The organism is Opitutus sp., from assembly GCA_024998815.1.
GTDB lineage: Bacteria > Verrucomicrobiota > Verrucomicrobiia > Opitutales > Opitutaceae > Rariglobus.
This window is the reverse complement of the sequence record JACEUQ010000001.1, coordinates 194777-214903: the sequence shown is the minus strand read 5'-3', so window position 1 is coordinate 214903 and position 20127 is coordinate 194777. Positions and strand designations below refer to the sequence as shown.

16 protein-coding genes and 1 tRNA gene are annotated in these 20127 nt (G+C 59.6%); 10 read left to right on the top strand and 7 right to left on the bottom strand.

Features of this window, described 5'->3' with window-relative positions; all coding sequences use genetic code 11:
• The first annotated feature begins 469 nt into the window (after nt 1–469).
• The 5 genes from H2170_00850 to H2170_00830 all read left to right on the top strand — a co-directional run bounded on the left by H2170_00850 (nt 470) and on the right by H2170_00830 (nt 5881).
• Nucleotides 470–829, top strand: coding sequence for a hypothetical protein (locus H2170_00850; protein ID MCS6298639.1), 360 nt, complete (start codon nt 470–472; stop codon nt 827–829).
• On the top strand, nt 826–2292 hold the full coding sequence (locus tag H2170_00845; protein ID MCS6298638.1) for an IS21 family transposase: 1467 nt from the start codon (nt 826–828) through the stop codon (nt 2290–2292). The genes H2170_00850 and H2170_00845 overlap by 4 nt, the downstream gene beginning before the upstream one ends.
• Nucleotides 2289–3056, top strand: coding sequence for an ATP-binding protein (locus tag H2170_00840; protein MCS6298637.1), 768 nt, complete (start codon nt 2289–2291; stop codon nt 3054–3056). The genes H2170_00845 and H2170_00840 overlap by 4 nt, the downstream gene beginning before the upstream one ends.
• A 581-nt stretch (nt 3057–3637) precedes the next feature.
• On the top strand, nt 3638–5485 hold the full coding sequence (locus H2170_00835; GenBank protein MCS6298636.1) for a PAS domain-containing protein: 1848 nt from the start codon (nt 3638–3640) through the stop codon (nt 5483–5485).
• A gap of 75 nt (nt 5486–5560) precedes the next feature.
• Nucleotides 5561–5881, top strand: a complete 321-nt coding sequence (locus H2170_00830) for a hypothetical protein (protein MCS6298635.1) — start codon at nt 5561–5563, stop codon at nt 5879–5881.
• Between the two features lie 94 nt (nt 5882–5975).
• Here H2170_00830 and H2170_00825 read toward each other — a convergent pair whose 3' ends face one another.
• From H2170_00825 to H2170_00815, 3 genes are all read right to left on the bottom strand, one after another.
• On the bottom strand, nt 5976–7565 hold the full coding sequence (locus H2170_00825; protein ID MCS6298634.1) for a transposase: 1590 nt from the start codon (nt 7563–7565) through the stop codon (nt 5976–5978).
• A gap of 181 nt (nt 7566–7746) precedes the next feature.
• Complete coding sequence (locus H2170_00820; protein ID MCS6298633.1) at nt 7747–8403, bottom strand: sel1 repeat family protein; 657 nt, start codon at nt 8401–8403, stop codon at nt 7747–7749.
• A gap of 240 nt (nt 8404–8643) precedes the next feature.
• Nucleotides 8644–9336, bottom strand: coding sequence for a hypothetical protein (locus H2170_00815; GenBank protein MCS6298632.1), 693 nt, complete (start codon nt 9334–9336; stop codon nt 8644–8646).
• Between the two features lie 331 nt (nt 9337–9667).
• Between H2170_00815 and H2170_00810 the strand changes: the two genes are divergently transcribed.
• The 3 genes from H2170_00810 to H2170_00800 all read left to right on the top strand — a co-directional run bounded on the left by H2170_00810 (nt 9668) and on the right by H2170_00800 (nt 13852).
• Nucleotides 9668–11044 carry a cysteine--tRNA ligase gene (locus H2170_00810; protein ID MCS6298631.1) on the top strand — a complete coding sequence of 459 codons (1377 nt, stop codon included), beginning with the start codon at nt 9668–9670 and terminating at the stop codon, nt 11042–11044.
• Nucleotides 11045–11237: 193 nt separating this feature from the next.
• On the top strand, nt 11238–13163 hold the full coding sequence (locus H2170_00805) for a threonine--tRNA ligase (GenBank protein MCS6298630.1): 1926 nt from the start codon (nt 11238–11240) through the stop codon (nt 13161–13163).
• Between the two features lie 197 nt (nt 13164–13360).
• Entirely contained in the window at nt 13361–13852 is a 492-nt protein-coding gene (locus H2170_00800) for a tetratricopeptide repeat protein (protein ID MCS6298629.1), read from the top strand.
• A 423-nt stretch (nt 13853–14275) separates the two neighbouring features.
• Here the strand turns inward: H2170_00800 and ltrA are convergent, their stop codons facing one another.
• The 4 genes from ltrA to H2170_00780 form a co-directional block, all read right to left on the bottom strand.
• Nucleotides 14276–15976: a group II intron reverse transcriptase/maturase gene (gene ltrA, locus H2170_00795; protein MCS6298628.1), complete on the bottom strand. Its 1701-nt coding sequence runs from the start codon at nt 15974–15976 to the stop codon at nt 14276–14278.
• A 588-nt stretch (nt 15977–16564) separates the two neighbouring features.
• A complete protein-coding gene (locus H2170_00790) occupies nt 16565–16903 on the bottom strand; it encodes a P-II family nitrogen regulator (GenBank protein ID MCS6298627.1) in 339 nt (112 codons plus the stop codon).
• Nucleotides 16904–16940: 37 nt separating this feature from the next.
• Nucleotides 16941–18419 carry an ammonium transporter gene (locus H2170_00785; protein ID MCS6298626.1) on the bottom strand — a complete coding sequence of 493 codons (1479 nt, stop codon included), beginning with the start codon at nt 18417–18419 and terminating at the stop codon, nt 16941–16943.
• Between the two features lie 313 nt (nt 18420–18732).
• Nucleotides 18733–19071 (bottom strand): P-II family nitrogen regulator, encoded by a 339-nt coding sequence (locus H2170_00780; protein MCS6298625.1) that lies wholly within the window; start codon nt 19069–19071, stop codon nt 18733–18735.
• A gap of 217 nt (nt 19072–19288) precedes the next feature.
• Here H2170_00780 and H2170_00775 point away from each other — a divergent pair, with 217 nt between their 5' ends.
• Nucleotides 19289–19912, top strand: a complete 624-nt coding sequence (locus H2170_00775; GenBank protein ID MCS6298624.1) for a hypothetical protein — start codon at nt 19289–19291, stop codon at nt 19910–19912.
• A 104-nt stretch (nt 19913–20016) separates the two neighbouring features.
• Nucleotides 20017–20090, top strand: a tRNA-Cys gene (locus tag H2170_00770).
• The last annotated feature ends 37 nt before the right edge of the window (nt 20091–20127 follow it).

The following is a 20127-nucleotide window of genomic DNA, read 5'->3' as shown; positions in this document are numbered from 1 at the left end:
TGTGCCGATTTCTTTCTGCCCGACGCGCATAACCGCGAGCGTCAGCGCTACTGCGGGAAGCCGGGATGCCGACGGGCGAGCCGGGCGGCCAGTCAGGCCAAATGGTTGGCGAAGCCGGAGAACCTCGACCACTGGAAAGGCCCAGAAAATGTCCAACGGGTGCAGGAGTGGCGGAAGGCCAATCCGGGGTACTCAAGGCGGAGGGGGCCGCGACGGCGGGTGGCGTTACAAGACATCCCAACTACGCAATCCGTTGTGCACCAGCCTAAAGCCGAGCCGGTCGCCGAGGTGGCGTTACCGAATCCCTGCGTGCCGTTACAAGACAGATGGGAGTCGCAAAACCCTGTGCTCGTGGGGCTTATCGCGCAGTTCGCCGGAGTGACGTTACAAGAGGACCTCGAACCCATGCTGCGACACCTGCAATCCCGGGGGCGGGTGATCCTGGGCATCGACGTCCAGCCGCCCGATTATGCAAAAACAACCGATCGATCGCGAACAACTCCGGCGCACGCCGGCCCAGTTTAGCTGGCTGGACCACCGGCTGGTGCGGGGCAATTACCTGGGGCGGGCCAGTGCCCCCGCCTGGGGCCTCTATCTGGTCCTGGTCACCGTGGGCGACGCCGACGGGCTGAGTTACTACGCCACGCGCACCCTGGCCCGGCTGCTCACGCTCAGCGAGGACGGCCTGGTCGAGGCGCGCCGGCAGTTAATCGAGGCCGGGGTGATCGCCTACGCCGCGCCACTTTACCAGGTGCTCTCCTTGGACCAGGGCAGGCCAACGCACACGCTGGCGGTAACGCCGTCGCCGAGCCGGGAGGTGGGGGCGTGATCAATTACGAACTGTATTGCCGGATAAAACAGGCGGAGGCGGCCGGACACAGTGCGCCGCAAATCGCCCGCTCGCTCCAGTTGCACGTGCAGACGGTGAGGCGCTGGCAGGCGCAGGAAAAGTACGCGCGCAGCCAGGCCGCGCAGGTGCCTAGGCCAAGCAAGCTCGACGTGCACAAGCCGGCGATCGCGCGGTGGCTGGAGGCCCATCCGTTCACCGCCATGCAGCTCTGGCAAAAGGTGCGCGAGCGGGGGTACACGGGCGGGTATTCAATTTTGAAAGACTACGTGCGGCGGGTGCGGCCGCGGAACCTGGAGGCGTTTCTTACCCTCAAGTTCGCCCCCGGCCAGACCGCGCAGGTGGACTGGGGCAGCTTTGGCTCGGTGGAGGTGGACGGCACCCGGCGGGCTTTAAGTTTTTTCGTCATGGTTTTGGGGTACAGCCGGTTCCTGCATGTGGAATTTACCCTCGGGCAGGGCCAGGAGTGGTGGCTGGGCTGTCACCGGCGCGCCTTTGAAAAACTCGGCGGGGTGCCGCGCGAGGTGATGGTGGACAACTGCAAGACGGCCGTCCTCTCGCATGTGCCCGGGACCGACCCGGTGTACAACGCCCAGTACCTGGACTTTGCCCGGCACTACGGGTTTACGATAAAAGCGTGCGGGCCGGGGCATCCGCAGTCCAAGGGCATGGTGGAAAACGCGGTGGGTTACGTGAAAAAAAGCTTCCTTGGCGGGAGGCAGATGAATGGGTTTACCGAGCTGGGGCCGGCCGCCAGCTTGTGGCTGGAAACGGTGGCCAACGTGCGCGTGCACGCTGAAACCCAGGGCCGGCCGGTGGACCGGCTGCCCGAGGAGCGCGCTGCGCTCCTGCCGCTTAACCCGGTGGCCAGTCCGGCGGTGCGCACCTTAAGCGTGCGGGCGTCGCGGCGGTGCCGGGTGAGTATCGAAACGAACCGCTACTCGGTGCCCACGAAGTTTGCCGGGGCGCTACTCACCGCGCAGATCGAGGGGGCGCAGGTGAGGTTTTATGCGGACCGCACCCTGGTGGCCGAGCATGCCCGCAGTTTTGCCCGCCGCGCCGATGTGGAAAACCCCGAGCATGTGCGCGAACTCGAGGAGCGCAAACGGCAGGGGGCGCGGCAGCGCCTGCGGCTACGGTTTTTGGAACTGAGCCCGGCGGCACCCGCCTACCAACGGGGGCTGGAGGAGCGCCGGCTCAACGCGGGACACCACCTGGCGACTATCGTGGGTTTGGTGGCCCTGTATGGAACGGAGGCAGTCGGCCGGGCGATCGAAAGCGCCCATGAACTCGGCGCCTACTCCAGCGATTACATCCTCAACTTGCTCGAACAACGCGCGCGGGCCTTGCCGCAAGCCGGGCCGATCCACCTCACCCGCGCCGACGCGGTGGCCGCGTTGGAACTCGAACTGTGTCCCCCGGATTTAAGCCCCTACACTCTATGAAAACAGAACCCGAAAAACCCGATTTATTAAAAGACCAGCTTAAGTATCTGAAACTCGGTTACCTGTTGCGTCACCACGGCGAACTGACCGCCGAGGCGGCCAAGGCGCGCTGTTCGCACGCCGAATTTTTACGCCGACTGGTGCAGGCCGAGACCCAGGACCGCCAGATCCGGGCGCTGGAGCGGCGTATCCAGGCGGCGCGCTTCCCGGTCAAGAAAACCGTCGACCAGTTCCAGTGGGACTGGCCCAAGGAGTTGAACGAAGCGCAGGTGCGGCACCTCTTCGAACTGGGCTTTGTCAAGGAGCGCACCAACGCGGTGTTTTGCGGTGGTGTGGGGCTCGGTAAAACACACCTCGCGAGCGCGTTGGGCTACGCGGCCTGCCAGGCGGGTTACACGGTGCTGTTTACGACGGCGGTGGACGCGATCAACGCCCTGGTCACCGCCCAGTCCCTGCACCGGTTGCAAGCCGAGTTAAAGCGTTACATGACCCCTGCGGTGCTCGTGCTCGATGAGGTCGGCTACCTGCCGCTCGACAAGTCGGGGGCCGACCTGCTCTTCCAGATCGTCAGCCAACGCTACGAACGCGGCTCGCTGATCGTCACCACCAACAAGGCCTACAAACACTGGGCAGGGATCTTTAACAACGACGCTGGCATCACCGCGGCGATCCTGGACCGCCTACTGCACCGGGCCCAGACCGTCGTCATCGAGGGCAAATCCTACCGCATGAAAGACCGCCTAGCCGACGAACCTGCAAGCTGACCGGGCCTGATGATCGGCCCCTGGCGGGGCCGGTCATCGGCTTTTACGACAGGTGATTTTGTAACCGCCAGAAATAGACGGTGTTCGCGCCGCCGCTCACAACTTCCAGTCTGCTCCCTGGAGTTTGGCCCCCAAAAGCTTAAGGTAGTGTCACCTAATAGGTGACACTATGGAGTTTGGCTTTTAACGAGTGTAATTAACCACACAGGTGCTGCGTATCACATATAGGGCGAATGTCGGTTCGAGTTGTTCACTTCGGAACGTATCTCAGACTTCGCAACAGCCACCCTCACGTCGACGAACGCATCGAAACTTATAGCGATGCTACCTGTGGCACGCTTTTACCTTAGCTGATCGAACGGATCTCAACTATACCCTTCACGTTCCGATTTTAGGCTTTAACGCAAAGGCGCAAGGACGCGAAGAAGCGCAAGGAAATCATTTCTTTGTAATACTTTGCGAACTTTGAGAACTTTGCGTCTTGGCGGCTTGGCGTTAAAAATAGCCCCGTTCGTTTAAGCTATTAGTTTAGTAAGAAATCCATTGTTGTTGGCTCGCTTACGCAATTTCTTGTCCTTCCCGTGCTGAATTCCCCGCCATCCTCTGCGAAAACCTGTCCTGTCCAAGGCCTCAGCAAGCCCAGTCCGTTATCGGCAACTAACGCCACGGCTGATCAATTAGACGTCGCCGAATTGCGGGCGCGGGTGGAAGCGGCATTCAGGGAGAAAAACGCCGGGGCACCAAAAAGCCCGGAGGCGCTTTCGCCCGAAACCAGCCAGAAGCTGATCGACGAACTGTGCTTGAAGCAAATCGAGCTGGATGTGCTGAACGATGAACTGCGTCGGGTGAAGGCGGAACTGGGCGCGTCGCAGTCGCAAGCGGTCGATCGCAACGAAGGGGCTACAAAAACGCTGTTGGAAAAGGAAGAGCGCCTGGCTCTCGCCACGCTCCACAATGGCATCGGCATCTGGGACTGGAACCTGGTTACCCAAGAGATGGTGTGGGACGATTCGATGTTCGCGCTTTACCGTATCAGGCGCGAAGACTTCGTCGGCACCGAAGAGGCGTGGCGGGCGTCATTACACCCAGAGGACCTTGGGCGCGGGGACCAGGAAGTCAGGGAGGCGATCGCCGGTGAAAAGCCATTCGACACGGTATTCCGCGTCATCTGGCCTGACGGGGAAATTCGCCACATTAAGGCCGTGGCCAAGGTGTTCCGCGACGAACTGGGCACTCCGTTGCGGATGCTCGGCACCAACTGGGACATAACCGCGCAGATGCGGGCGGAGGCGGATTTGCTCAAGCGAGTGGAACAGTTTAGCGCTTTGCTCCTGAATCTGGAAGCCGGCGTGGTTTGTCACGCCCCGGATAGCGCGGTGGTTCTTAATAACGCGAGAGCCGCCGAAATACTGGGGCTAAGCGACGACCAAATGCGTGGGAAAAAGGCGATCGATCCGGCGTGGAGATTAACGAATGAAGCCCGTGCGCCGCTACCATTGGATCATAATCCGGTTAAACGGATTATAAAAGACAAGAAGCCGATAAAGAACCAAGTATGCGGCATCTATAGGCCCGGCGAAGCGACGCTGACTTGGGTGCTGGTCAATGGTTTTCCAACCCTGGATGCCAAGGGGAATATCACGGAAATCCTGATCAGCTTTATTGACATTACTACGCGTGTTCAGGCGGAGACAGCGCTGCGTGATACGAACGAAAAACTGGAGCAGCGGGTGGTCGAACGCACCGCCGAGTTGCGGGATGCCAATCAGGAACTCCTCCGCCTTCTGGCGGCGTTGGCCGTGGCCGAAGAGGGGGAGCGGCGGCGCATTGCCGAGGGAATCCACGAAGACATCCTTCAGCGGCTCTGCGTCGTAAAGATGGCGCTGTTTTGGCCGCCCGGCAGGGTAGCATCGGCGAGGTTCCGCGCCAGTATCGGTGAGGCCGAGAAGGAGACCGGAAATATCATGACGCTCCTGCGCTCGTTGACGTTCGACCTGGCCTCGCCCGTCCTGAAAAATCACGGGTTGTCGGCCGGCCTGAACGCGTTGTGCACGCAGTTTGGGCAGCAGCACGGAACTCCCATCCGCTTCGAGCCTAATGAACAGACGCGCGTCTTGCCGCCGGAAGTCGAGATTATCATTTTCAATGCCGCGCGTGAACTGCTGCGAAACGTGGTTCGGTACGCACACGCACAGAACGTGGTCGTCGCCCTGCAACCCCATCCCGGGTGCCTGGAGCTGATCGTGGAGGACGACGGGATCGGCTTTGATAATAGCCAACCGGCAAAAAGTTTCGGCCCTACCGGCGGCTATGGCCTCTTCAGTATTCGCGCGCGGATGAAGCAACTCCGGGGCGAAATGCGCATCACTCCCGCAAGCCCCCGTGGTACCCGGATCGTTCTCGCGGTGCCGCTGACGGGCGATTGCTGACAGGAAACTGGATTTTGTAGACCATGAGCCGGACGTGGTTTTACAGCGTGAACGGGGCATGAAAACCTAGCACCGGTGCTCGGGCCGGCAGGTTTGGATTTCGGTTATGCAAAACTCGTTGTTTTAACGAACGCCCCAATTATCGATTATTCTTCTCTCTTTGGAGTGCCAGCTTCGCCGGTGGCGGGCGTGGGTTTTTTATCTTGTCGGGATTTAAATTCGCCAGAGCAGCGGGACAACCATTACTGGTGCGCTTCGGACATCTCTTTGACGCGGGCAGGTTCCTGCGCGGCGAGGTTATTGCTGATTGGAAATCAGGCTCACCGCACCAGCAACCAGGTAGCCAAACATCAAACAACGGAATTTTTAACCGCTAATGACGTTAAGATACGCTAATCCTAAATCCGGCAATAGAAAGTGCGGCCGGCGGGCGTTGCCCGTCGGATAGATGAGGGTGGAGAGTGCTGCGGCAGGCTGAACGGAAGCGCGATCAGCTTGGGGCGGTGGCCAAAGGCGGTTCAGGGCCGAGTACAGGGAAGTTTTCCTGTAAAATCCTCGCTACGATTTGCCCCCAGCGCTGGGCGACACTCCATTGCTCCGCATTATGAAGGATACCATGTAACCATCTGGCCAGCTTTGTGATGAGTTCACTCAGGCGAGGTGCCTCGGCATGGCTCAAGCGCACGTCCAGGCGGCGTTGACCGGAGTGTTCGCTCTGCCGGGTCGCTCCGCAGAGCAGACGGGGACGTGTACTCACCGCCTCGTGGTGCTGACCGGGTTGAAGCAGGCGGTGATAGAGCGTCCACCAGTTGTAAACCAGTGCGGCCAAACGCGCGGCGTGCTGACAGGAGTTTAGCTCCTGGGAGGTAAACCCCGACCAGCTCCACTGGTTCTTGAGCTCGTCGAAGGGGTTTTCCGCGCCCCCACGTTCCCGATACAGGGTGGCAAGGGTAAGGATCTCGTAGGGCAGGCTCGTAACGAGGATCTGATGTTCGTAGATGATCGGCTCGCAGGCGGCCGCGTCGGGGATGTTCAGCAGCAAAGCGTGGTCGGCTTGCTCGCGCACGAGGCGGCGGCGGGCCCGGGGGTGGCGTTGGTCGTTGAGGCGACGGCGCAAGACCACCACACGTCGGGCCCGGTTCCAGCCTTGCAGGCGCAGGCAGCTTTCGCAGCCCTGCCAGCCTTGTCCGGCGTCGGTCCAAGCGGTGGTGGTGGTGCGTTCAAGCGCGGCCACCAGCTCGCGGGCCTTGGCGGTGCGGCGCAGTTTGAACAAATAGTTGAGTTTACGCGCTTCAGCTTCACTGAGCAGCGCCTCCTGGCCATAGGCGCAGTCACCGCGCAAAAGATGGGGCCGGCGCTCGGCTGGCAGTCGGTCGATGAGCGCCCACAGCCCCGCAAAACCATGTCCGGCGGCGGATTGATCGCCGGGGTGCACCTCCACGTCCAGACACAGGCGCAAGGTGGCGATCCAGTAGGTGTGGTAGGCGTGGCTGGGGCGTCCGGGCTTTTGCGGGTTATAGCCGATGCTGGCACCTTCCTGACGTCCATAGATGGGCTTGATGGTGACATCGATGTCGAGGATCCACTGGTTATCCAAAAACCCATGACAGGTTTGGTCGAGGTGACGCCGCAACCAGTCCTGCCCCTGCTCGGCACCGATGCGAGCCAGCGCCCGGCGCACACAATCCTCGCTGACAATCGACTTAAGTCCGAGCAGGCTCGGGGCAATGTCGTCGCCGCGCAGGGCCGCGAGGTGCGCGTAGCGATAGTGCCCGGAGAGCATCCCCAAAAGCAGGGTTCCAATCACGTCGCGAGGGCGGTGTGCGCGGTTGCTGCTGTAACAAAGCGGCGTGTCCGCAACCAGTGCCTCGAAGCCTCCTGTCGCACACAAGTACTGCGTGAAAAACACCAGTGCCCCCAAGGGGCTCACCGGCAACTCTGGGGCGAACTGCGCACGAAAACGTCCTCCGGGTGTATCCACAATCAACACCTCGGCGGCATCGCTTGGCGTTGCCTTGTGATCAGGGTTTTCTGACTCACCCTCGGGGTGAGCTTTTTCCGGCGGTAAAAACGGCGGCATATGACAGCCAAACAATCACCTGCGTGATTTTTGGCTAGTTTCTATTGCCGGATTTAGGCTAATTCAGAAGCAATGAAAGCATGGTTTTATTAGCGGCTATTAGCGTTCATTAGCGGCAAACCGGTTCATTTGTAATTATTTGAATCCGAAATGGTATTAGTCCCCGTTCCGCCTCGTTGTGTTACGGTTTTTGTGCTTTTGCTAAGTAGGCATCCAGCGGAAATAGTAAGTTTTTTCCTTTGGTCATTTCATCAGAAAGGGCCTGCGCTGCGGCGACTATATCAGGCGTCAAGCCACGGGTTGATGAGAGGTTTCGTCGGGCGAAATTCTCAGGGGATGTATCGAGGGTCGCGGAAACCAGAAGCAGCGCCACGCCTGCAACCATGTTGGCCTTCACGCCGTCGCCACGTATATATAACATGCCCAAGTTTCCAATCGCCATCGCATCGCCCTGCATTGAGGCCTTGCGATACCAGGCATTGGCTTTTGCGAAATCCACCGCTGTGCCACGACCATTTTCATACAGCACCCCAAGATTAAATTGGGCACCGGCATTCCCCTGCGCTGCGGACTTGCTGTACCATTCCAAGGCCTGTGCATCGTCCTTCTGTACCCCGATACCTTGCTCAAACATCACGGCTAGGTTAAATTGTGACTCCATGTGCCCCTTTTCGGCCGAATCACGAAACTCTTTGTAGGCTAAGGGCAAATTGTCCGCCTGATAGGCTGCGATGCCTTTCTCAAAATCCGCCAAGGCGGAATGACTCATGAGGCCCAAAAAGAGGGCTATTAAAAGTGCGGATCGGTTGCTGATAGGAAACTGGATTTTGTAGACCATGAGCCGGACGTGGTTTTACAGCGTGAACGGGGCATGAAAACCTAGCGCCGGTGCTCGGGCCGGCAGGTTTGGATTTCGGTTTTGCAAAACTCGTTGTTTTAACGAACGCCCCAATTGAAAACACCACGTTCCAAGCCGTTTTGGGGTGGTTTGCGGGCGGCTACTCATGCCGCGTAGGCAAAGCTCCGCCTCCGCTCGCGTCAAGGCGCGAAGCGTTGAGCCGTTTTTTAACGCCGCCGCTCAGCCTTGGAGTGCGTCAGCCTGAACACCCTCGTCGGCGGGTGCTTCGTCGGGATAAAAACTTGCGCCGTCAGCGGCAGGTTCCAGCCAGAAAATCGGCTCATCGTTGGGTGCATCCGGTTGGCAGGAGTCGTCACCAAAAAGCTCGCCTTGTGCTGCGTCCCTGTCGGTCGCGACCCACTCAGGGCCCCACTCGAAGCCGAGTTGGTCATAGGCTTGGCCAGCGGGGGCCATCTCGGCGCGGAAGCGGAGTTTTTCTGGGCGGGTTTGGGTATACGGCAGGCGCGTCGGGCAAGGCGACGGGGCGATTGGATGGCGAGTACCGCTGGCGGCGTCCACCAGCACCTCGCCTCCGGGAGGCGGCGGGCCGTTGGCAGGTGGCAAAGTGCGTTCGTCTAGACCGAGCGTAGTCAGGGTGGCGAGAATGGCCGCAGGGGTTTTGACAACCGCGCTGGGGCGCAATGGGCCGGAGCAGCGCGGGCAGCGCAAGGGATCGTCGCCCCAGACTTGGCGAATGAGGTCGCGCCAGGCTGGGCGTCGGCGGGGAGCGGTGGCGGTGCGAGCAGGCGGCACACCTGCTGCGGCGGGCAACAACTCTGCGGCGCTAGCGTCCGCAGGCAGGCTTGCTGCGCCGGAGCGGGCGGCGAGGTAGCCACGGTGTTTATTGCTATATGGGTATTTACGTGACTCCACCAACCACAACCTGTAGTGTCATAATACCAAGGTCATAATGCCAAGGTGGTCAGGGCGAGTTTTATCAATTCCGGTTGTTCGCAAGGCCCCAAAGATCCCTGGCGGCATGACACTGTTGAGCCGTTCACTGGTTGCGGGCGGAACTCCTGCAGCAGGGACGCCGTAAAACTAAAGATCGGATGCGCGTGGCCGTCAGATGTGGGGAACAAATCGTTCCCCGCCCTCATCCGAGGGCGGAGACCTGACGCTTACGTTGGACAAAACGCTATGTGCCCAAAAAACACCTTTCCGCCGCCGGTCTAAACCTGTTACCCACTACCTTCCTTTTTCCATGGCCATCCAGCTCCACGACTCGCTCACCCGCGAGGCCCGCGAACTCCTCCCCTCGCAGGCCGACGGGGTTTTCCGTTTTTATAACTGCGGTCCCACCGTCTACGCCGCCGCGCACATCGGCAACTTCCGCACGTTTGTCGTCAACGACCTGCTGCGCCGCCTGCTCGAACTCGAGTTCGGCAAAACCAAGGTGCACCACGTGCGCAACCTCACCGACGTGGACGACAAAACCATCCGCCGCTCCCGCGAAGAGGGCCGCCCGCTCGCCGAGGTCACCCGCCATTGGACCGATAAATTTCACGCCGACTGCGCCGCGCTCAACTGCCTGCCCCCCCACGACGAGCCCCGCGCCGCCGACCCTCGATTCATTCGCGAGCAGGTTAACATGATCGAGGTACTGATGGAAAAAGGTAACGCCTACCGCGCCGCTGATGGTTCGGTATATTTCAAGGTCGCCTCCTACCCCGGCTACGGCGCGCTCTCCCGGGTCAAAGAACGCGAACTCCAGGTCGGCGCCACCCTCAAGTCGGCCGCAGCCGATGCCGACGAAAAGGAAGACGTGAGTGATTTCGCGCTGTGGAAGGCGCACAAGCCCGAGGACGGCGACGTTAAATGGCCCGGCCCTCGCGGTACCGCCGAAGGTCGTCCCGGCTGGCACATCGAGTGCAGCGCCATGAGCAAAGCGTTACTCGGTCCAACCATCGATCTGCACACGGGCGGCGTGGACCTGCTCTTCCCTCACCACGAAAACGAGATCGCCCAGAGTGAATGCTGCAACGGCACCACCTTTGCCCGCCACTGGTACCACAGCGAACACCTGCTCGTGGACGGCAAAAAGATGAGCAAGTCGCTGGGCAACCTCTACACGCTCGACGACCTCAAAGCCAAAGGGTTCACCCCCGCCGCGCTCCGTTACGCCTTGCTCGCAGGCCACCCGCGCAAGCAGCTCAACTTCACGCTAGACGCGCTTCCCGCCGCCGAAAAAGCGCTGTCCACGCTGCGCGCCTTCCGCGCCCAGCTTACGCCCGCCGGCACCGCCGATCCATTCGGCCCCGTGCTCGCCTCGCTGCAGGACGACCTTAACACCCCCGGTGCCCTCGGTGCGCTGTTCACGCTCATCAACCGCGGCGCGACCGACAGCAGCCCAGCCGCCTTCGAGCGCGTGATTTTCGCCCTCGGCCTCGACCTGGCCGCACCGGTCGTAGCCAAAACTGAAATACCCGCCGAGATCACCGCCCTAGCCGAAAAGCGCTGGGCGGCGAAGCAGGCCAAAGATTTCACCGGTGCCGACGCACTGCGCAAAGAGCTCACCGCCGCCGGCTGGTCGATGCTCGACCGCAAAGACGGCTACTCACTCGAACCCGTTAAAAAATAAACCCAATCGATCCGTTACACAGAGGACCCTGAGGTCGCACTGAGTCCACGGAGAACAAAACAAACTCCTTTATCACCACGAGCCGCCACGACTTAAAATCACCCGACCTAGTTACGTTTCTCCGTGATCTCTGTGCCTCCTCGGTGCTCTCTGTGTAACCACTCCGTCTCCGTTTCCTAATCCCCCTTTTACCATGTCGATGTCTCCTCTCGAAGAACTCCGCCACTCCGGCTCCCACATTCTAGCCACCGCCATCCTGCGCATCTATCCCGATGCCAAGCTCGACATCGGTCCGCCCACCGACACCGGCTTTTATTACGACATCGATCTCGACCAAAAACTCACCCTCGAAGACCTGCCCAAAATCGAGGCCGAGATGAAAAAGGTCGCCGAGGAAAACCAGGCGTTCATCCGCAAAGAAGTTTCCCGTGAAGAGGCCGCCGAAATCATCAAGTCGCGCGGCCAGGAGCGCTACAAACTCGGCCGTCTCGCCGACATTCCCGAGGGCGAAAAAATCTCCTTTTACCAGAACGGCGAGTTCATGGACCTGTGCGCCGGTTCACACATCCGCTACTCCTCCAAATTCAAAGCCTTCAAGCTGCTCTCCATCGCCGGCGCCTACCACCGCGGCGACGAGAAGAACAAGCAGCTCCAGCGCATCTACGGCACCGCTTTCCCGACCAAGGAAGAACTCGCCCAATACCTTGAGCGCATGGAGCAGGCTAAACTGCGCGACCACCGTAAACTCGGTCGCGACCTCAAGCTTTTTCACATCGACGAAGACGTGGGCCAAGGCCTGATCCTGTGGACGCCCAACGGCGCCATCCTCCGCCAGGAGCTGCAAAACTTCATCAGCGACGAGCTGCGCAAGCAGGGTTATTCGCAGGTTTTCACCCCGCACATTGGCAAGCTCGCCCTTTACAAAACCTCGGGCCACTTCCCCTATTACAAGGAGTCGCAATTCCCCGCCATTCCCGAGCCCGACCAGCTCGCCCAGATCGCCAGCGAGGGCTGCGGCTGCGCCGAGATGACCGCCCGCCTCGAGGCCGTCTCCGCGCCCTTCGCCGCCGCCCTCAACGAGCGCGTGGGCAAGGAAATGATCACCGCCGACCGCGTGATGGATCCGACTAAGCTGCTCGACGGTTTCATGCTGAAGCCGATGAATTGCCCGCACCACATCAAGATCTTCGCCTCGCAGCCGCATTCCTACCGCGACCTGCCGGTGCGCCTGGCCGAGTTCGGCACCGTTTACCGCTGGGAGCAGTCCGGTGAGTTAAATGGCATGACTCGCGTGCGTGGTTTTACCCAGGACGACGCCCACCTGTTCTGCACCGAGGAACAAGTCGCCGCAGAAGTCCAAGGCTGTCTCTCGCTGGTAAAAACCGTGCTCTCCACCCTCGGTATGGCCGACTACCGCGTGCGCGTCGGTCTGCGTGATCCCGACGGCAAAAAGTTCGCCGGCAACCCCGAGCAATGGGACATCGCCGAAGCCGCCTGCCGCAACGCTGCCGCGACCCTCGGGGTTCCTTTCACCGAAGAACCCGGCGAGGCGGCCTTCTATGGACCGAAGATCGACTTCGTCATCAAAGACGTGATCGGTCGCGAATGGCAGCTCGGCACCGTGCAGGTGGACTACGTCCTGCCCGTGCGTTTCGACCTCTCCTACATCGGTGCAGACAACGAAAAGCACCGTCCGGTGATGATCCACCGCGCGCCCTTCGGTTCGATGGAGCGCTTCTGCGGCGTGTTAATTGAACACTTCGCCGGCGATTTCCCGGTGTGGCTCGCACCCGAGCAAGTTCGCCTTGCCCCGATCAACGACAAGATTGGCGACTACGGCCCTGAGTTACTCGCGCAACTCCGTCAGGCCGGCGTGCGCGCCACTTTGGACGACCGGAACGAAAAGCTCGGTGCCAAGCTGCGCCGCGCCGAACTGGAAAAAGTCCCCTACATGCTCGTACTCGGTGCCAAGGAAGCCGAAACGAAGTCGGTCAGCGTGCGCAGCCGCGCCAAGGGCGACGAAGGCACCCTGCCCTTCGCCGAATACCTGGAGCGCTTGGTCAACGAGATCAAAACCCGCGCCCTGCCGGTGAAGATCGAAAAGAAAGCGGGAGCCTAAGGAAGAACCAAACCCGTTACACAGAGGGCACAAGAGTGGGCACAGAGATCACGGAGAGTTCGATCCCTGCACAGCCCTCACTCCGTGGCCTCCGCGACACCTCTCGTACCCTCAGTATAACTTCAGCCCTTGGTCATTGGCCCTTGGTCATTGGTCATTGGTCATTGGTCATTGGTCATTTCAGCCTCCTCCCGCCCATGTCCGCCTGGAAACACGAACTCGACGTCCTGATTGGTGCCCGTCACGGCGGTCAAACCGAGCACCTACTGGGCTTGTTGCGCAAACTCGACGCCCGTTATCCGAACGTGGCCGAGATCAACTACCAGCTCGCCTGGACGCTGGAAACCAGCGGCCAGTTGGCCGAGGCCCTGCCCGCCTACGAAAAAGCCGTGGCCCTCGGCCTCACGCCCAACGAACACGCAAACGCCCTGATCGGTTTAGCCAATACCTTACGCGGGCTTGGGCAACCCACTCGCGCAGCCGAAGTGCTGCGCTCCGGCCAGCGCCAGTTCCCCGACAACCGCGAGTTCGACATCTTTCTCGCCCTCGCTCTGCACGCGCTTGGCCAGCACGCCGAGGCCCTGCAAATCGCTCTGACCGCGCTGGTGGACACCACCGAAGACCCCGGCCTGACCGCCTACCAGCGCACGATCCGCCATGCGGCGGGGCAGCTCACCGAGGCGAGTTGATTCAACCAATTGGCCTTTAGCGTCCCGAAGTAGCGCAGACTTCCAGTCTGCTTCTGGTGTTAAAAACGTCCTGAGCAGACTAGAAGTCTGCGCTCTGGAGTTTGGCCCCAAAACGAATTGAGATCCGCCCCCCCCCAGCTAAGGTAGAATCGTACCGCAGGTAGCAACGGCATGGGTTTCGATGAGTTCGTTGACGTGAGGGTGGCTGTTGCGAAGTCTGCGAAACTCTCCGGAGTGATCAGCTCAGATCGCCATACATGATGCGCAGCACCTGTATGGTTCTTGGCACGAGTTAAGTAGAGTAGAGAGAGCCGCGCGTCGGTAACCCGTCAGCGCGACCCTCCCCCTCGTCAAACCGTGCAAGCGGTTTTCCCGCACACGGCTTACCGAGTCCCCATTCTTTCGGTTTGGTTTCAGCGGAGTTCATTGCTTCCAAGCCGCCGTAAGCGGCCAGTGCCATAGTTTGTATTGACCATGCAAACGGTCGTCGGTGAAGAACTCGAAGAGTCCGTGGGTGCGGCTATACTTTCGCCACAGCCACCGCCGCAACCGGTTGCGCACAAAAGCCTGCTGGTTACTAAACACGTGCGTGCTGTTGCCGTAATGAAACGCCGTCGCCCAACCGCGAGTGATTTGGTTGACCTTGCGGACCACCGCCACCGCCGGTTGGTTGCGCGTTCGCACATCTAGCTCCATCCGCACTTTGTCGCGTAACTTGGCCAGACTTTTCGCACTGGGTTCCACGTGCGGATATCTTCGTTTGCTCTTCATGCCTTGCCGCCATGCGACGGAAAAACCGAGGAACTCAAAGCCTTCCTTTCGTGTATCCACCAGTCGGGTTTTCTCTTCGTTGAGCTTTAACTTACGTGCCTCCAGCCACCGTTTCAGTCGCGTTTGCAGCCCCGCCCCTTGACCCGGTTTGCACAGGATCAGGAGGTCGTCGGCGTAACGCACCATCGTCGGCTTTTGTTCGCACTTCTCATTCACCGCATGATCGAGGTCGTTGAGGTAGAGGTTCGCCAGTAGTGGCGAGATGACTCCGCCTTGCGGCGTGCCACACCGGTTCGGGAGCACCTTGCGGCACCCCGTATCCCGGTCCTCTTCCACGATGGGTGCGCGCAGCCACGTTTTTATTAAACGCAACACGCTCCCATCGCTCACCCGTTTGGCCACCAATTGCAGGAGTTCGCGGTGCGGGATCATATCGAAGTAGCTCGATAAATCCGCGTCCACCACCTCCACCTTTCCGCTCAGCATGGCTTCCTTGACCTTATCCATCGCCTGATGGGTCCGACGTTTCGGCCGGTAGGCGTAGGAATGGTCATGGAAGTCCGCCTCTAGGATTGGCTGCAACACGATCACCGCCGCGCTTTGCACCACCCGGTCTTTCACCGTAGGGATGCCCAGCGCACGACGTTTGGTCCTGGCCTGATCCTTCCATATATAGACGCGCAGGACCGGACTGGGTCGGTAGGTTTTCGTTCGCATTTCCTCCGCCAGCGCAAGCAGCCATGCCGCCCGATAGGCTTCGTTCTTTGCGAGCGTTTCCACCTCGAACCCGTCCACTCCCGGCACGCCGTCATTGGCGATCACCTGATCGAGCGCATCCGACAGAATGTCCTGCCGATACAGCTCTCCATACAAACTATAGAACCGCCAATGCGGCTCCGCTTTTGCTTTCCGATATAGCACACGTTGCAGCTTCCGAACCTTCGGTGACGTTTTTATCCAGAGTTCATCACCCCAGCCATCGTCGGGTCCTTTGCCGCTCTGTGATGCGTGGGAACAAGTGCCCTCCCTTCGCTCCCCGGCGGTTTTAATGTCCGCTAGATCATCACTACTATGGAGGTCTCCGACTCCTGCCACGGCCCGTCCGGCCTTACGAGGTTTTGCCGCGCTTGTGCCGGTGGTTGAGGCATCGCAAGACGCCCCACCGCCGCAGGTCTCACCACTTAACCTAACGACCTTTCCCACCCCGCCGCCCCCGCTGACTCCGCCGACGTGTTGATCGGAAATCAACGATTTAGGTCCTACGTCTTTGCGAGACTGCCTTTTCCGATCCTTGCAGGCTTCACCGTTCAGGTAGCGGCTGGACTCGTCGGTTGTTTCGGTAACGGAGCTCATTGGATGGGGTTCACCTTCGTTGCGGCTGACTGGTTCGGGCACACGGTCGTGCTTTCCGGCGAGGCCTCGCGGCCTGCATCCGTGACCGGGCCCTTCGACCGCGAATCGTTAAATTCGGCCGAACAGACTTTCACTGTTATGGTTGTTAGTTTCATGGTCGCACACCTGAACGCCGAAGTTTTAACCACGGAATTCACAGATGAGCACAGATAACAGAGTGTTACTGAATTTGAAGACAGGATGAAAAAAAGGGGATCAAGCTGAGTCCGTTTACCTCCTAAGGGATTGTATCTGTGCAATCTGTGTAATCTGTGGTTGGCTTGAACTTCGGAATTCAGGTTAAACGGCCAAACTCCAGACCTTGAGCTCACGCTCAAGGCCACAAGGGGTGTGTTCGCGAATCATGTGGCCTTGAGCGTGAGCTCAAGGATTCGGCTGATCTGCGTTCGACTAGTCAGGGGCCAAACTCCAGTGAGCAGACTAGAAGTCTGCGCTACTTTCTATCGCTTCGATATTCAGCCTCACGGCATAAAAAAAGCCCCGTCCAGCGACGGGGCTTTTTGTATGGAGAACGTAAGCGTTCGCGACTTAGACAGCGGTGTCGCCGCGCTCGTCGGTACGGATGCGCACGGCTTCCTCGATGGGGAGCACGAACACTTTGCCGTCACCAATTTTGCCGGTTTTGGCGGCCTTGACGATCGCGTCGATCGCCTTGGTGACGAGGTCGTCGGTGACGACGATCTCGATCTTCACCTTGGGCAAGAAGTCCACGGTGTATTCGGACCCACGGTAGATCTCGGTGTGGCCTTTCTGGCGGCCGAAGCCTTTGACCTCAGTGACGGTCATACCTTCGATACCGATCGCGGAGAGGGCGTCTTTAACTTCCTCCAATTTGAAGGGCTTGATGATGGAGATGATGAGTTTCATGTAAGTTTTTAATTAGTTGGAACTGAAATGGCGTCAATTAGTTCACGTAACCTTCTTCGCCATGTTCATTGATGTCGAGCCCCTGACGCTCAACCTCGGTGGTCGGACGTAGGCCGACGATGGCCTTGACGATGTAGGCGATGACGATGGTGGCGACGATGGACAAGACCAGGGTCAGGGCGATGGCCTTGAGCTGTTCGAGCCAGAGGCCGCCATTGGCAACCAATTCAGCGAGACCGTTTTTCTTGGCGTAAGCGTTGGCATCCGTGAGGTTACCATTGACCGAGGAGGTTGCGAGCACACCGGTGATCAGCGCGCCGATGGTACCACCGACCGCGTGCACACCGAAGGTGTCGAGGGCGTCGTCGTAACCGAACACAGCTTTGAGCTTGGTGCAGAAGATATAGGGGACGATCGCGGCGATCACGCCGATGATGACGGCACCCGTGGAGTCAACAAAACCGGCAGCAGGGGTGATCACAACGAGACCGGCGACAACACCCGAGCAGAAACCAAGGATGGAAGCGTGGCCACGGAACACCAACTCGATCATACCCCAGACGAAACCGGCGACGGCGGCAGCAATCATGGTGGTCATGAAGGCGTTGGCGGCGACACCATCAGCAGCGAGGGCCGAACCGGCGTTGAAGCCGAACCAGCCGACATAGAGCATACCGGTACCGACCATACAGAGAACCATCGAGTGAGGGGTCATCTTTTCTTTACCGAAACCGAGGCGGGGCCCGAGGATGATGCACAACACCAGGGCGGACCAACCGGAGCTCATGTGCACCACGGTGCCACCAGCGAAGTCGATCGCACGGATAACCGCGTCACCGTTCCAGACACCATTCATCCAGCCGGTTACGCCCCAAACCATGTGAGCGAGGGGGAAGTAAACGACCACCATCCAGATGGCGACGAAGAGCATAATGGCGGTGAACTTCATGCGCTCGGCAATCGCGCCGACGATCAGGGCCGGTGTGATGATAGCGAACATCATCTGGTACATCGAAAATACGTTCTGGCTGATCCAGTAGGCGTAATCGGTGTTGGGCGCAGAAGTCACGCCCTTGAGGAACAAGAACTCAGTACCGCCAAGGAAGGCGCTGTTAAAGCTCTTGCCGAACACCAGCGAGTAACCGAAGGCCCACCACATGATGGTGACCAGGCCGGTGATGGCCAAACACTGCGCCAAGACCGAGAGGACGTTCTTCTTGCGGACCAGACCGCCGTAGAACAGCGCCAAGCCGGGCAAGGTCATGAACAGCACCAAGGCGGCGCAGATCATCATGAAGCCGTTGTGACCGGGACCGGCGACACCCGCGAGGGCGGCACCGGGATCGGTGTTATTCACATAGGCGGTAAACGCGGCGTCAGCCGGGGCAACGGCAGGCGCAGTCGCGGCAGCGACGGCAGCCACGGCGGGAGCCGGAGCGGCTTCCTGCGCGTAGGCAGTGAACGATGCGCCAGCCAAGGCTAGCGAACAAAGGATGGTTTTAAGTGTGGTCTTCATGAACGGATCATCCTTAAGCAAACCTCAGGCCATGCGCATAACACTAATGAATAATTTTCACTTAATACTATAATTTATTAAATTATAATTATTTAAATACCCATTATTTCCCAAATTATTTCTCCGACCACCCTAAACCCGTGCGCAAAAATACGCATTTTCCATGCATGGAGGCATGTCCTCATTGCATTCGACCCATGGCGGACCACCCGTGGCATCTACTCCGCCCACCCCTAAAACCATTCGGGCACAAAAAAACCGGCTCCGTAAAGGGACGGAACCGGTCTGGACCAGCCTAGCTGAGCAGAAATGCTCAAACTGCAGCGTCGCCGCGCTCGTCGGTGCGGATGCGCACCGCTTCTTCGATGGGCAGAACGAACACTTTACCGTCGCCGATCTTGCCGGTCTTGGCGGCCTTGACGACCGCTTCGATGGTTTTGGTCACCATGTCGTCGGTCACCACGATCTCGATCTTCACCTTGGGCAGGAAATCCACGGTGTACTCGGAACCGCGATAGATCTCGGTGTGGCCCTTCTGGCGGCCGAAGCCTTTGACCTCGGTGACGGTCATGCCCTCGATACCAATCGAGGAGAGAGCTTCCTTAACTTCCTCAAGCTTGAAGGGCTTGATGATGGAGATGATGAGTTTCATAGGGAATTGATGTTCGGTTGACCTAGCGAGCAAGCGTCCTCTGACCAGCAAGCGCAAGCCTGTGTTCCGCCGTTAACTTGCCGAAACGTGCGCATTATTTGCGCGCAGCCCCACCCGCAGCGCAAGCGAGCCCTGCCTCCCCAGCCCACCGCTCCGCACCCGCGGCAAACCACGTCCCGCCTTGCCTTGCAGGTGCGCCCCCCTTCACTCGCGCCCTATGTCGAGTCCGCTCAACCGCAAACCCTGGCCCATGAAGTGGGTCTTTTTGGTGATCCTAGGCTGCATCATTCCCTACACGGTGCTGACGCTCAAATACCGCAAGGCCGCTCCTGCCTTTGAGCCCTACGAAGACTCCAAGCAGCGGGCCAACGTCATGCGCCTACTCGATGCCGGCTACCAGCGGATCAACGTCTCCGCCGAACGCCCCGCCGACCCGCAGTTACTCGTGCGCGCACTGACGCGCCTAGCCACCGTGACCGACGCCGAAGCCGGCCTGACCGAAGGGCTCTCGACAACCCTGGTTGAGCCCCCTCAGTTACCGCTCTCGTTTGGCTCAGTGACGGCCTCCGGCGAGACGACCACGCTGCTGCCCTACCCGGTCGTTTTCACCTGTGCCTCGTCCGACCAAAAGCACCAGCTCGGCGGCGCGCAGGTATTTGTGCGCGGCGGCAGCGTGGTGATCGTCCCTCAATTCGAACCTCTCAGCGGCGAACTCACCGCGCGCTCCAAGGAAAGCGCAGTGGTTATCACCCTGCCCGGCGGAGCCCTTAAACCCGGCCGCTACACGGTCCATCTGGCTGGGAGTAAGCAATCGCGCCAGTGGCAAGTCGAGGTGAGGTAAGCCGACGCACCAATTGCAGAAGTATTTAGGGACGTAAAAAAACCTTTGTTTCCGTACTTGCGAACGCGGATTTCTTCGCCCACGTTTCGCCCTCGATCGTTTTAGGCGCGATCGCCAAGTGGTAAGGCCGAGCTCTGCAAAAGCTCTACCGCCGGTTCGATTCCGGCTCGCGCCTCCAATTTACCAACCCGCTTTCCAGCAATGAGAAGTGGGTT